15 protein-coding genes are annotated in these 13,558 nt (G+C 36.6%); 13 read left to right on the top strand and 2 right to left on the bottom strand.

Translation table 11 applies throughout. The features are described 5' to 3' along the window. Positions 1–5 precede the first annotated feature (5 nt). The 13 genes from ABJH90_RS03125 (at position 6) to ABJH90_RS03065 (ending at position 11,850) form a co-directional block, all read left to right on the top strand. The gene (locus tag ABJH90_RS03125) at positions 6–821 is read left to right on the top strand and encodes a prohibitin family protein (RefSeq protein ID WP_348142318.1); all 816 of its coding nucleotides are present in this window, start codon (positions 6–8) and stop codon (positions 819–821) included. A gap of 202 nt (positions 822–1,023) precedes the next feature. Further along, positions 1,024–1,881 (top strand): ATP phosphoribosyltransferase, encoded by an 858-nt coding sequence (hisG, locus tag ABJH90_RS03120; protein WP_348142315.1) that lies wholly within the window; start codon positions 1,024–1,026, stop codon positions 1,879–1,881. After that, on the top strand, positions 1,878–3,170 hold the full coding sequence (gene hisD / locus ABJH90_RS03115) for a histidinol dehydrogenase (protein WP_348142312.1): 1,293 nt from the start codon (positions 1,878–1,880) through the stop codon (positions 3,168–3,170). The genes hisG and hisD overlap by 4 nt, the downstream gene beginning before the upstream one ends. A gap of 23 nt (positions 3,171–3,193) precedes the next feature. Continuing rightward, a complete protein-coding gene (hisC, locus tag ABJH90_RS03110; protein WP_348142310.1) occupies positions 3,194–4,234 on the top strand; it encodes a histidinol-phosphate transaminase in 1,041 nt (346 codons plus the stop codon). Beyond that, positions 4,234–5,385 carry a bifunctional histidinol-phosphatase/imidazoleglycerol-phosphate dehydratase HisB gene (gene hisB, locus ABJH90_RS03105; RefSeq protein WP_348142307.1) on the top strand — a complete coding sequence of 384 codons (1,152 nt, stop codon included), beginning with the start codon at positions 4,234–4,236 and terminating at the stop codon, positions 5,383–5,385. The genes hisC and hisB overlap by 1 nt, the downstream gene beginning before the upstream one ends. A gap of 49 nt (positions 5,386–5,434) precedes the next feature. Next, positions 5,435–6,016: an imidazole glycerol phosphate synthase subunit HisH gene (hisH, locus tag ABJH90_RS03100; protein WP_348142304.1), complete on the top strand. Its 582-nt coding sequence runs from the start codon at positions 5,435–5,437 to the stop codon at positions 6,014–6,016. 6 nt (positions 6,017–6,022) lie between these two features. Continuing rightward, a complete protein-coding gene (locus ABJH90_RS03095) occupies positions 6,023–6,430 on the top strand; it encodes a GNAT family N-acetyltransferase (protein WP_348142301.1) in 408 nt (135 codons plus the stop codon). After that, positions 6,431–7,207, top strand: coding sequence for a 1-(5-phosphoribosyl)-5-[(5-phosphoribosylamino)methylideneamino] imidazole-4-carboxamide isomerase (locus ABJH90_RS03090; protein WP_348142298.1), 777 nt, complete (start codon positions 6,431–6,433; stop codon positions 7,205–7,207). Beyond that, the gene (locus ABJH90_RS03085) at positions 7,204–7,725 is read left to right on the top strand and encodes a DinB family protein (protein WP_348142295.1); all 522 of its coding nucleotides are present in this window, start codon (positions 7,204–7,206) and stop codon (positions 7,723–7,725) included. The genes ABJH90_RS03090 and ABJH90_RS03085 overlap by 4 nt, the downstream gene beginning before the upstream one ends. 3 nt (positions 7,726–7,728) lie before the next feature. Continuing rightward, on the top strand, positions 7,729–8,484 hold the full coding sequence (hisF, locus tag ABJH90_RS03080) for an imidazole glycerol phosphate synthase subunit HisF (protein WP_348142293.1): 756 nt from the start codon (positions 7,729–7,731) through the stop codon (positions 8,482–8,484). A gap of 33 nt (positions 8,485–8,517) precedes the next feature. Beyond that, the gene (hisIE, locus tag ABJH90_RS03075; RefSeq protein ID WP_348142291.1) at positions 8,518–9,123 is read left to right on the top strand and encodes a bifunctional phosphoribosyl-AMP cyclohydrolase/phosphoribosyl-ATP diphosphatase HisIE; all 606 of its coding nucleotides are present in this window, start codon (positions 8,518–8,520) and stop codon (positions 9,121–9,123) included. 64 nt (positions 9,124–9,187) lie between these two features. Further along, positions 9,188–10,330 carry a VWA domain-containing protein gene (locus ABJH90_RS03070; protein ID WP_348142288.1) on the top strand — a complete coding sequence of 381 codons (1,143 nt, stop codon included), beginning with the start codon at positions 9,188–9,190 and terminating at the stop codon, positions 10,328–10,330. A 50-nt stretch (positions 10,331–10,380) separates the two neighbouring features. Next, positions 10,381–11,850, top strand: a complete 1,470-nt coding sequence (locus ABJH90_RS03065; RefSeq protein ID WP_348142286.1) for an AAA family ATPase — start codon at positions 10,381–10,383, stop codon at positions 11,848–11,850. 361 nt (positions 11,851–12,211) lie between these two features. On the opposite strand, the gene ABJH90_RS03060 is transcribed toward ABJH90_RS03065, so the two are convergent. Then, positions 12,212–12,694, bottom strand: a complete 483-nt coding sequence (locus ABJH90_RS03060; RefSeq protein ID WP_348142283.1) for a hypothetical protein — start codon at positions 12,692–12,694, stop codon at positions 12,212–12,214. A 314-nt stretch (positions 12,695–13,008) separates the two neighbouring features. Beyond that, entirely contained in the window at positions 13,009–13,449 is a 441-nt protein-coding gene (locus tag ABJH90_RS03055; protein ID WP_348142280.1) for a hypothetical protein, read from the bottom strand. Between the last annotated feature and the right edge of the window lie 109 nt (positions 13,450–13,558).

The following is a 13,558-nucleotide window of genomic DNA, read 5'->3' as shown; positions in this document are numbered from 1 at the left end:
ATCAAATGGATAAATTACCTAAAATAGCACTTCCAGTAGTGTTTTTAATTATTTTATTGATTATACTAATTTCTAAATCAGCAGTGACCATAGGTTCTGGTGAAGCGGGGGTTCTGTATAGAACTTTTGGGGACGGTGTGGTAACAGATGAACCACCTCTTAATGAAGGTTTTCACATTGTTGCACCCTGGAATAAAGTTTTTATATACGAAGTAAGACAACAAGAAGTTTTTGAGAAGATGAAAGTCCTTTCCAGTAATGGATTGGATATCCAGCTTGACGCCTCGGCCTGGTTTCAGCCCGATTATATTAGTCTAGGGAAGTTACATCAGGAAAAGAGTGAGCAATATAGAGAACGTATTCTTCTTCCTGCAATAAGATCTGCTGCCCGTAGCGTTGTTGGCAGATATACACCGGAACAATTATATTCCAGTAAACGCGATGCCATTCAAGTAGAGATTTTTGAGGAAACCAGGAATATAGTTCAGGATCAGTATATACAATTGAATGAAATTCTTATTCGTGATGTTACACTACCTCCCACAATTAAAGAGGCCATAGAAAGAAAACTAAAACAGGAACAAGAATCCCTGGAATATGAATTTCGTTTAGTTACAGCATCAAAAGAGGCGGAAAAAGTGCGTATTGAAGCTCAGGGAAAGGCTGATGCGAATAGGATACTTAGCGCTTCTTTAACTGATAAAATCCTTAAGGATAAAGGTATAGATGCTACCTTAAAAATGGCAGAATCTCCTAATTCAAAAGTGGTGGTCATAGGCTCAGGAGGAGACGGGTTGCCTCTTATTTTAGGAAATAATTAATTACATTAAGTTTTGTGAAATAAAAATAAATTCTAATTTTACAATCTAATGAGAAATAAAAATACACATCATCATTTGTACACTTACGCTCGGGCGAGGTAGAAATGTATTGTTGTATTCCAAAATATATCTAACCCGTTTGAGCAATCAAACGGGTTTTGCTTTTAAACCTTTTTGATTGCTTGAAAAAGAAATTTAACAAATGGAGAAATTAAAAATAGCCATACAAAAGTCGGGGAGGCTTAACGAAGATTCAATAAAAGTTCTAAAAGACTGTGGTATTTCTATTGATAATGGTAAAGACCAACTCAAAGCTTCGGCACGAAACTTTCCAATGGAAGTGTTTTACCTTAGAAATGGAGATATCCCGCAGTATCTTAAAGACGGTGTCGTGGATATTGCCATCATTGGAGAGAACGTGCTGAAAGAAAAAGGAAGTAATATAACGGTTGAGGAAAAGCTGGGTTTTTCAAAATGCAGAGTTTCACTGGCTGTTCCAAAATCTAGTCCTTATTCAGAGATTAAAGATTTGGAAGGAAAGAGAATTGCTACCTCATATCCAAATACGCTAAATGCATACCTTTCGGATAAAGGCGTTCAGGCCGAACTTCACATTATTAACGGGTCTGTGGAAATTGCCCCAAATATTGGATTGGCTGATGCTATTTGCGACATAGTATCCAGTGGTAGTACTTTATTCAAAAACAATCTTAAAGAGGTAGAAGTAATGCTCAAAAGTGAAGCTGTTTTGGCTGTTTCACCTTTGATAGCAGGAAAGCAGAAAGAGCTTCTGAATGATCTGAGATTTAGAATAAAATCGGTTCTGGTTGCCAGGCAATCCAAATATATTTTAATGAATGCCCCTAATGACAAATTGGGAGATATTATTAAAATATTACCCGGAATGCGTAGTCCAACGGTATTACCACTGGCTGAAGAGGGTTGGAGTTCAGTACATACCGTAATCAATAAAGATAAATTCTGGGAAGTCATAAATGAATTGAAACAGGCAGGTGCCGAGGGAATATTAGTATGCCCGATTGAGAAAATGGTGTTATGAAAAAAATATTCAGTCCTAAAAAACAAGACTGGCCTTTTGTTCTGAGGCGTCCAACTCAAACCGTTGAAGATATTGAGAGTACAGTAATGCAGATTTTTAATGAAGTGCAGGCAGATGGCGATAGGGTTTTACATAAATATACGAAGCAATTTGACGGAGTTGAATTCTCTGATTTATTGGTAAGCCCTGATGAGTTTATTGAAGCTGAAGCATTGGTATCGGACCAGCTAAAAGTTGCTATACAAACAGCAAAATCTAATATTGAAAAATTCCATAAAGCTCAGAAAACGTCCAGAATTGAAATAGAAACTACACCTGGTGTAATATGCTGGCAGGAAAAAAGGCCAATTCAAAAAGTTGGCCTTTATATCCCGGGAGGCACAGCTCCGTTGTTTTCCACAATTTTAATGCTGGCAATACCAGCCAATATTGCGGGATGTTCCGAGTTGATTTTATGCACACCTCCCGATAAATCCGGAAAAATAAACCCTGCCATTCTTTACACCGCTAAACTTTGTGGAATTACGCAGCTATTTAAAGTTGGCGGAATTCAGGCAATAGGAGCGATGACATTTGGAACAGAAAGTATACCTAGGGTTTATAAAATATTTGGACCAGGGAATCAATTTGTTACCGTAGCTAAACAAATAGCAACCAAATTTGGCGTTGCTATAGATATGCCTGCGGGTCCAAGCGAGCTTTTGGTAGTCGCTGATAATTCTGCCAATGCAGCTTTTGTAGCCTCAGATCTTTTAAGTCAGGCAGAGCATGGAACAGATAGTCAGGTAATACTCGTATCAACATCCAAATCGCTTATGGAAGAAGTCGAGGTGGAATTGCAAAAACAAATTATGAAACTACCCAGGGTTGCCATTGCTAAAAAGGCAATTGAAAATAGTAAATTGATCTTCGTTGAAAATGATGAAATTGCCATCGATCTAATAAATGAATATGGACCGGAGCATTTTATTGTCTGTTGTAAAGACGAGGAATATTATATTCGAAACGTGGTGAATTCGGGTTCTGTTTTTCTTGGGAATTATACCCCGGAAAGCGCGGGGGATTATGCTTCCGGCACCAATCACACCTTGCCGACGAACGGATATGCTAAACAGTATAGTGGTGTAAACCTGGACAGTTTTACCAAGAGTATTACTTTTCAAAGGATTTCTGAAACAGGAATACGCAGTATTGGAAATACCATTGAAGTCATGGCAGAGGCAGAGGGCCTCTGGGCTCATAAAAATGCAGTATCGCTGCGACTTCAAAGTTTAGAAAAAAGGCAATAATAGGTGCTATAAGAATACGGTTTATGAAATTTGATCTCTATAGATTAGTTCGGGAAAATGTAAGGGAATTAAAACCTTATTCATCTGCCAGGGATGAATATACCTCTGACGGCTCTAAAATGGTATTTATTGATGCCAATGAGAGCCCTTATACTAATGGAATCAATCGTTATCCGGATCCGCAGCAACGTCAGCTTAAAACTCTTTTAGCCAAAAGATTTTCTTTATCTCCGGCTAGTATTCTTCTTGGAAATGGAAGTGATGAGGTATTGGATCTTATTTACCGAGCCTTTTGTGAACCAAATAAAGATAATATCATTACAATGCCACCTACCTACGGAATGTACAAAGTTCTGGCAGGTATTAATGCAATTGAGAACAGGGAGGTTCTGCTGACGGAAAGTTTTGAGCTTGATGTAGATAAGATATTGGAGTCTATAAACTCGAACACCAAAGTTATCTTCCTGAGTTCACCTAATAACCCTACCGGAAATAATTTTTCTGTTAAACATATTGAATACCTGCTGAATAATTTTCAAGGTTTAATAGTCATTGATGAGGCATATATTGATTTCACAACCCAGAGTAGCTGGCTTAATAAAATTGGACAGTTTCCTAATCTTATAGTAACCAGGACATTTTCCAAAGCTTATGGAATGGCTGGTTTACGCTTAGGAGTATGCTATGCGTCTGAGGATATAATAGCTATCTTAAACCGAATAAAGCCACCTTATAATGTAAATGAACTCACTCAGCGAAAGGCATTACAGATGCTTCAGAATACTGCTTTAATAGATGAACAGATTACTGAAATTTTGGTGGAAAGAGATCGAATGGCAGGACAGTTAGCCGAAATCTATTATATAAAAGAAATATTTCCTTCAGATGCCAATTTCATATTGGTAAAAGTAGATGATGCTGATAAAAGGTATCAGGAAATATTAGAATTAGGGGTGGTGGTTCGAAACAGATCAACGCAACCTCTTTGTGCTAATACGCTAAGGTTTACAATAGGTACCCCTAAAGAGAACGAAACATTGTTAAAAGTATTAAACTCCTTGTAATGGAACTACAACCGGCCAAGAAAAAGGTCTTATTCATTGATCGTGACGGTACACTTATCGTAGAACCGGCAGACGAACAAACAGACAGTCTAGAAAAAATAGTATTTTATCCTGGTGTCCTTAGCTATCTGAGCAGAATAGCTATGGAATTGGATTTTGAATTAGTCATGGTGACTAATCAGGATGGTCTTGGGTCAAAGACGTTTCCCGAAGAAACATTTTGGCCGGCTCATAATTTTATTCTTAAGTGTTTTGAGGGCCAGGGGATCATCTTTTCAGAAACCCACATAGATCGAACCTTCCCACAAGAAAACGCGGAGACCCGAAAACCAGGGACAGGAATGCTGAAGAAGTATTTTTCTGAAGAATATGACCTGCTAAACTCCTTTGTGATTGGCGATCGGTTAACCGATATGGAACTGGCAAAAAATTTGGGATCCAAAGGAATTTATATAAATACAAATACGTTTTTGGGAACAAATGAGATCACTGTAGAGGAGGAGGAATTAAAAGAGGTAATTGTTCTGGAAACGGCAGATTGGAATGCTATTTATGATTTCTTAAAATTAGAAAACAGAGTCGCTGAAATTTCAAGAAAAACTAAAGAAACGGATATTCGTATTCATCTGAATTTAGATGGAACAGGAATAAGCAATATTTCTACAGGGATTTTATTCTTTGATCATATGTTGGATCAACTTGCCCGGCATGGTCAAATGAACCTGGATATTAGTGTAAAGGGCGATTTAGAAGTAGATGAACACCATACCATAGAGGATACAGGCATTGCCCTGGGGGAAGTATTCCACAAAGCTTTAGGAAATAAGTTAGGAATGGAACGTTATGGTTTTTGTCTGCCAATGGATGATTGTCTTGCTCAGGTAGCTCTTGATTTTGGCGGACGTAGCTGGTTAGTTTGGGAGGCTGAGTTTAAACGGGAAATGATTGGTAAGATGCCAACGGAAATGTTTTATCATTTTTTTAAATCTTTTTCGGATGGAGCAAAGGCCAATTTGAATATAAAAGCAGAAGGAACCAACGAACATCATAAGATTGAAGCAATATTTAAGGCATTTGCCAAAGCAATCAAGATGGCTGTAAGGCGAGATGTGGATAAAATGTTATTACCAACAACAAAAGGAATGCTCTAGAAATAGATTCGGGGAATTCAAATATTGAATCACTAAAGTGTTGAATCACATGAAATTGGTTATAGTAGATTATGGTGCAGGAAATATCCAAAGTATAAAATTTGCTTTCAAACGCCTTGGGGTTGAGGCCATATTGAGTGAAAAGGCTGAAGAGATAATGGCCGCTGACCGTGTGATATTTCCAGGTGTTGGGGAGGCAAGTAGTGCAATGAATAAATTGAAGGCCAGTGGTTTAGATAAGATAATTCCGGAATTACAACAGCCTGTTTTAGGTATTTGTCTGGGGATGCAGTTAATGTGCCATTCTTCTGAAGAAGGAAATACATTGGGCTTAGGTATTTTTGATACCGACGTTGTCAGATTTACAAACAGTGTTAAAGTACCACAAATTGGATGGAATCAAATAACTAATCTTAAATCTGCATTATTTAAGGGTGTAATTGAAAAAGATCATATTTATCTTGTACACAGTTATTATGCCCCAATTTGTGAAGAGACCATAGCGGTCACGGAATATGAAATGGCGTATAGTAGTGCTTTACAGAAAGATAACTTTTATGGGGTTCAGTTTCACCCTGAAAAAAGCAGCAAAGTTGGAGCGCGGATTTTAAAAAACTTTTTAGCGTTATAGTGGGAAATGAAAGAATTCAGAATCAGCACAGATATTCGTGAAATGGATATTACTTTGATCCATGATTATCTATCAAAGCAATCATACTGGGCAAAAGGGAGAAGCAAAGAAGAAGTCATGAAATCTATGGACAACGCTATTTGCTTTGCCGTATTTGAAGGTAAAGAGCAAATTGGTTTTGCACGGCTCGTTACAGATTATGTAGTATTCGGATGGTTAATGGACGTATTTGTTATAGATGAACACAAGAGCAAAGGAGCAGGTAGATTTTTAATGGATTATATTATGAATTTGCCCGAACTTCGGGAAGTAAATAAGTTTGGTTTAAGAACAAAAGATGCCCATGATTTTTATAGAAAATATGGGTTTCACAAAATTTCTGAACCGGAAACATGGATGCAAAAAATAAGATAAATGAGATTGATACCGGCAATAGATATTATAGAAGGTAAATGTGTCAGGCTCTCACAGGGAGATTACACTACTAAAAAAGTTTATAGCGAAAGTCCATTGGAAGTTGCACTCAAATTTGAAGCTCATGGAATTGAATATATTCACCTGGTAGATCTCGATGGTGCCAAAGCAAAACATATTGTAAATTATAAGGTTTTAGAAACCATTGCTACTAAAACCAATTTAAAAATCGATTTTGGAGGGGGACTGAAGACCAATGAAGATTTAAAAATTGCCTTTGAATGTGGCGCGGGGCAAATAACCGGAGGCAGCATCGCAGTAAATGATCGTGACACTTTTCTGGGATGGATTGAAACTTATGGAGCAGAGCGAATCATTCTGGGAGCAGATGTTAAGGACGAACGAATTGCAATTACAGGATGGCAGGAAGAATCGGATAAGAAATTAATACCATTTGTTAAGGATTACCATAAGAAAGGGATCAGATATATCATTTGTACAGATATTAAAAAGGATGGGATGTTGGCAGGGCCGGCAATAGAATTATACCAGCGGCTTCTTGAAGAAACGAAGTTAAATAAGACGGTGGTGAGTATGAGTGGTGTGGAAGATGTGAAAATTCCAGGCATAAATCTTATTGCCAGTGGCGGTATAGCGCATTTTGAAGATTTACAGGCATTGCAAGAAATTGGTTGCGAAGGTGCTATACTAGGCAAAGCCATTTATGAGAATAAGATTAGTTTAGAGCGATTAGAACAGTTTATTTTATCAGCATGAATAATATAGAAGATGATTTGGTGTCAGAATTTTTGAAAAATTCTAGTTACAGATTAGATGAGGGTACCCGAATGATTAAAATTAGTCTTGATTCTATTTCAGAATCAGATATCTGGAAAAAACCAAATGAATCGTCCAATAGTATTGGTAACCAAATAGCACATATTTGTGGCAATATGACCCAATATATTATTGCATCTTTAGGAGAACGAGATGACTATAGAAATAGAGATGAAGAATTCTCAATGACCGGTGGTTTTACTAAAAGCCAGCTCATTCAAAAACTGGAAGATACCGTTAAAGAAGCCAAGATTATACTAAAACAATGTAACAAAAAACAATTAATTAAAATACGTGAAGTGCAGGGATTTAAACTCTCGGGAATAGGAATTGTAATTCATGCAGTTGAACATTATTCCTATCATACAGGTCAAATTGCATTTTGGACTAAATTAATGACCAACAAGGATTTAGGGTTTTTTGATGGAAGGGACTTGAATATTAAAAACGAACTTTAGAAAATGCTTACCAAAAGAATAATTCCTTGTTTGGATATAAAGGACGGCCGAACGGTAAAAGGTGTTAATTTCGTGGATTTACGAGACGCCGGAGACCCTGTTGAACTCGCAGAAGTTTATGCAAATGAAGGTGCAGACGAATTGGTATTTCTTGATATTTCTGCAACCGAGGAAAGGCGAAAGACCCTTGCTGATTTGGTTAAACGCGTAGCAGAAAAAGTTAATATCCCTTTCACAGTTGGGGGCGGTATTTCTTCAGTAGAAGATGTTGATATTCTGCTGCATAATGGGGCAGATAAAGTTTCTATAAATTCCTCAGCGGTTAAAAACCCTGATTTAATTAATGAACTGGTGGCTAAATTCGGTTCTCAGTGCATAGTAGTGGCTATAGACGCAAAGCAGATAAATGGGGTATGGAAAGTGCATCTTGTAGGGGGTAAAGTACCTACAGAGTTGGAATTGTTTCAATGGGCCAAAGAAGTTGAAGAAAGAGGCGCAGGGGAAATATTATTTACATCGATGGACCATGATGGCACGAAAAACGGATTTGCCAATGAAACACTGGCAAGACTCTCAACAGAACGGAATATCCCCATAATTGCTTCAGGTGGCGCTGGAAACATGCAGCATTTTATAGATACTTTTAATTATGGTAAAGCAGATGCCGCACTGGCAGCTAGTGTATTCCATTTTAAGGAAATGGAGATAAAAGATCTTAAAAAGGAATTACAGGATAATGGCATTCCTGTTAGATTATAACCAAATTTTAATCAGCGATAAAAGAATTACACTATGGAAGTAGCATTTGACAAAAATAAAGATGGACTTGTACCGGCAATAATCCAGGACCATATTACCAAAAATGTCCTAATGCTTGGTTATATGAATGAGGATGCCCTCAAAAAAACTATAGAAACAGGAAAAGTCACCTTCTTCAGTAGAAGCAAAAACAGGATATGGCAAAAAGGTGAGGAAAGTGGTAATTATCTGAAATTAGTAGATGTGGAAATTGATTGTGACAATGATACCTTATTAATTTCAGCAAACCCGGTTGGACCTACATGCCACAAGGGAAGCGATACCTGCTGGGATAAAAAGAATGATCAAAATTTTGGTTTTCTTACACAGCTTGAAAATGTAATATCAGATAGAAAAGAGCATAGTAGTAATGAAAAGAGTTATGTAAGTTCCTTGTTTAAAAGTGGGATAAACAAAATTGCCCAGAAAGTTGGTGAAGAAGCAGTAGAAACTGTTATTGAAGCAATGGACAATGATGACAAGCTTTTTCTTGAAGAAAGTGCCGACCTACTTTTTCATTACCTTATTTTATTGCAGGCTAAAGGTTTTCAACTTAATGATGTAGTGGACATACTAAAGAGCAGGCATTCAACAAAATAGTCCAAAATCTTTAAGTTTTCTTAAATATAATACTGCATTTTATGAAATGTAGTATTTTTAGCTAATGGCCATGAAAACAGGAAAAGGCTTTCGTTTTTTAAATTACGAGGCACCACAGCTTACCCCTTTTGAAAAACTTTTTGAGATTTTTCAGGAACTTATTACACATACCTCAGGCGATGTGGATGAGGCCCTGGATTGGCTAAGAGAATTGGATAAGGAGTATGAACTTACAGACGAGAATTATACCATTGATGATTTTATAGAGGACCTGAAGGCAAAGGGATTTTTACGGGAAGAATTGGAAGAGGGTAGTGGTGAGGGTGAAGGTGAATTTGGTGAACCTGGTCTTGCCATTACTGCCAAAATGGAACGTATTATTCGTAAGCGTGCTTTGGATCAGATTTTTGGTAAACTTAAGAGAAGCGGATCCGGGAATCATAAGACCGGGAAATCAGGTCCAGGAGACGAGCATACTGGTGATTTTAGAGAGTATCGCTATGGAGATTCTTTAGAGCATATTTCTATGACCGAAAGTTTGAAAAATGCTCAGATTAATCATGGTATGGATAGTTTTTCCCTCACCGAAGATGATCTTGTAGTTGAGGACACCCATTTTAAAGCTCAAATGAGTACCGTACTAATGATAGACATTAGTCATTCTATGATCTTATATGGCGAGGACCGCATTACCCCAGCTAAAAAGGTCGCAATGGCCTTAGCCGAGCTTATTACTACAAGGTACCCGAAAGATACTCTTGATATTTTGGTTTTTGGCAATGATGCCTGGCCCATTCCCATTAAGGACCTTCCATACTTAAAAGTAGGACCATACCATACCAATACTGTTGCAGGATTACAACTTGCTATGGATATGTTGAGGAGAAAAAGAAATACCAACAAACAAATTTTTATGATCACGGATGGTAAACCCAGTTGTTTGCGAATGCCGGATGGTACTTATTATAAAAATAGTGTTGGCCTCGACGATTTTATTGTTGAAAAATGTTACAATACAGCAAGGCAGGCAAGAAAATTACATATTCCCATTACTACTTTCATGATAGCACAAGATCCTTATTTGAGACAATTCATAAGGCATTTTACCGAAGCTAATAATGGAAAAGCATTTTTTACAGGCCTGGATGGTTTAGGTGAAATGATTTTTGAAGATTATGAACAAAATAGAAAAAAAAGATTAAAGTAAAGGATTAAAATAATCCTATAAAGAATTGTTATATAAAGATTTAGGTAATTATGAAAATAGATTTTAAAAAAATTTCCAACTTAGGACAACTCAAGGCTTCAGGCTATCAGAGCAGGAGTATAAAGGATGAACTAAGATGGAATCTACGTGATAAAATAAGCAAAGGAGAAGAGACTTTTCACGGTATTTGGGGGTATGAAGAATCGGTAATTCCTGAGTTAGAGCGTGCCATTTTATCACGCCATAATATTAATTTATTAGGACTTAGAGGTCAGGCAAAAACGCGATTGGCAAGGCTCATGGTAAACCTGCTGGATGAATGGATACCTATTGTTGAGGGATCAGAAATAAATGATGACCCTCTTAAGCCCATATCACGGTTCAGTAGAGAACTTATTAAGGAGAAGGGCGATAAAACGCCTATTTCGTGGCTGCACAGAGAAGATCGTTTTTATGAAAAACTAGCTACACCAGATGTGACTGTAGCAGATTTAATAGGTGATGTAGATCCTATTAAGGCCGCAAATATGAAACTATCTTATGCAGATGACAAGGTTATTCATTTTGGAATGATCCCACGTTCAAACCGCTGCATTTTTGTTATCAATGAACTACCGGATCTCCAATCCAGGATTCAGGTATCCTTATTTAACATTTTACAGGAAGGAGATATTCAGATAAGAGGTTTTAAATTGAGATTACCCCTGGATATTCAGTTTGTTTTTACGGCTAACCCCGAAGATTATACTAACAGGGGTAGTATAGTTACACCGTTAAAGGACAGGATAGGATCTCAAATTCTTACGCATTACCCGGAAGAAATTGAAATTGCCAGAAGAATTACCGAGCAGGAGGCTCAATTAGATGAGAGGCAGGTAAAATCTATTTATGTGCCAGACTTAGCGAAAGATCTACTTGAGCAGATTAGTTTTGAGGCACGTAAAAGTGAATATGTCGATTCAAAGAGTGGGGTTAGTGCACGAACAAGCATTACGGCCTTCGAAAATCTGTTAAGCACTGCAGAACGAAGGGCGTTGATCTCCGGTGAAGATAAGACCAAGGTAAGACTTAGTGATTTTATGGGAGTTATTCCGGCTATTACCGGTAAAATAGAACTGGTATATGAAGGTGAGCAGGAAGGTGCAGATACAGTTGCACTTATTCTATTTGAAGATGCCATTAAAACATTATTTTCCAATTATTTTCCAAAAATTGAGAAATTGGAACATAAAGATACCGAAAGCCCATATGATAACTTGATCAATTGGTTCTTTGAAAGCGAGGGATTGGATCTGATGGACAATTTAAGCAATAATGAATATGAAGCTACACTTAATAGTATTCCTGAACTAAACACACTTATTAAAAGGCATCAGCCAGATATTTCCAAAGAAGATACATTTTTTCTTAAGGAATTTCTATTGTGGGGACTTGTTGCCAATAAAAAGTTAAGTAAACGCAGATTTCAAAAGGGATATCAATTTAAAGACCTTTATGGGAGTTTTATAAGTAAATTGTAAGCTGCATTTAAATAACAAAAGCCCTTAAAATCAAGGGCTTTTGTCTTCATAGCAATTCTTAACCCTTTCCATATATTGTAAGGTTAAAAATAAATGAGTTACCTTCTTTCGAGCGGCTCAATACTTTAATAGTGGTATCATAAAGTTCCATTATTATCATAATAGCCGAAACAATCACATTTTCCTTACAGAACATCATTCAAAATTTTAGAAGTATGTGACCTCCCCTAAATCCCTATCACTTTTATTTGTTATGTAATCATGAAAATTATAACAGATTAGGGCTTGATTGCCTTGAAGTGAAAAGACCCTGGAAATTCATCCAAGGTCCTTTGCATTGCCATAACATAATAGAAAATTGTTATTGCCACGAATCAATATTCTCATTAATGTTATCAAAGTTATATGGGCCAACCATTAATATTCTGTGTTTAAATGTCATTATGGTTAGAAAAAGTAAAAGGAACTGCAAAAGGATAATTACCATACCAACAGGTATAAATGTATTAGGCATAATATGATCCTGGTATTCAGAATAACTGAGCAATATATATCCCGTATCCATTATTTTAAATATGTAAATAAGAAAAATTCCATACATGGCATATTCCAGATTTCGCATTTGTGGATCTGTATATTCCCCCTCTTTTATTTTAAACCACAGGACATAAAGAAAAATAAAATGAACAATCGTAAACAATGGAAATATATAGTTGTCAAATTTGAAAAAGTAAAACTTATTGGTATATAAACCGTAAAAGTTGAAAACTATAAGCATTGCAATAACTGCAATAGATAGTAGCATACATTTTCTCCAGGAAAAAAATCTTAAAATCGCCTTCATATAAGTAGGTTGCAAGGCTTTTGGGGAACCTCGTTGCAGTTTTTAACGCAAGCCTATATTCTTTATTTGAAAAAATTCGATGAAGCGCAAACAATGTTGAGTAACCTCAAAAAGTTGTTGCGAAAACAATAACTTTTCGTTTTCTAACTACTTTTATTCATTATTCTGAGGATGTCCGCAAAAGTATTTGCATCCCAAAAAAACTAAGCTTTGCCAGATCTGTTATAAACCACTTATGATAAAGTAAGGTAATAATAAAACAAAAAAAGGCACATATTTAAATATGTGCCTTTTTTGGATGGAATAGAATCTATTTAAGAAATCCAATTACGTTTCTCTGCAATCCTGGCGAATTGGACCAGGGCTATTCCAATAATAATAACAAGCAGAGGGATAATTATGCCCGGTATCAGACCATAAATTTCCGCAGCATTAGTCATGAAAAATGAATATGCCATCTGTATTAGTATAGCAATAAGGGATAGCATTAGTAAAGGTTTGGCCCATCTTTTTCTAAATAAAAGGGCAATGCACCCCAGAAGTCCACCCCACACAGCTATGGCAAATGCAGCAGTAACCCACGCCGGAATCCCTTGCATTAAGGTCAATTGTTCCGCAGTGTATTGCGCTTTAATCTCATCAGTCATGTATGCCTGTTCCAGATAAGACATAACTCCCATTAAGTTCCACAACAGCGCGAGAATGCTCACAATCCAAAACCAAACAGGTGGTTTTGTGTTTGATTTTTCACTCATTTTATTTCAGTTTAGGTTGTTTTATACTATACAAAATACAAAAAAATGTAATTCTTGCTTTAAATAATCTGTGAATTCCCGGGATAAGGAAAAACATAAATACCAAAAC

This window comes from Eudoraea sp., from assembly GCF_039969275.1.
Classification (GTDB): Bacteria; Bacteroidota; Bacteroidia; order Flavobacteriales; family Flavobacteriaceae; genus Eudoraea.
The sequence above is the reverse complement of the archived record's forward strand: the minus strand, read 5'-3'. Positions and strand labels throughout refer to the sequence as shown.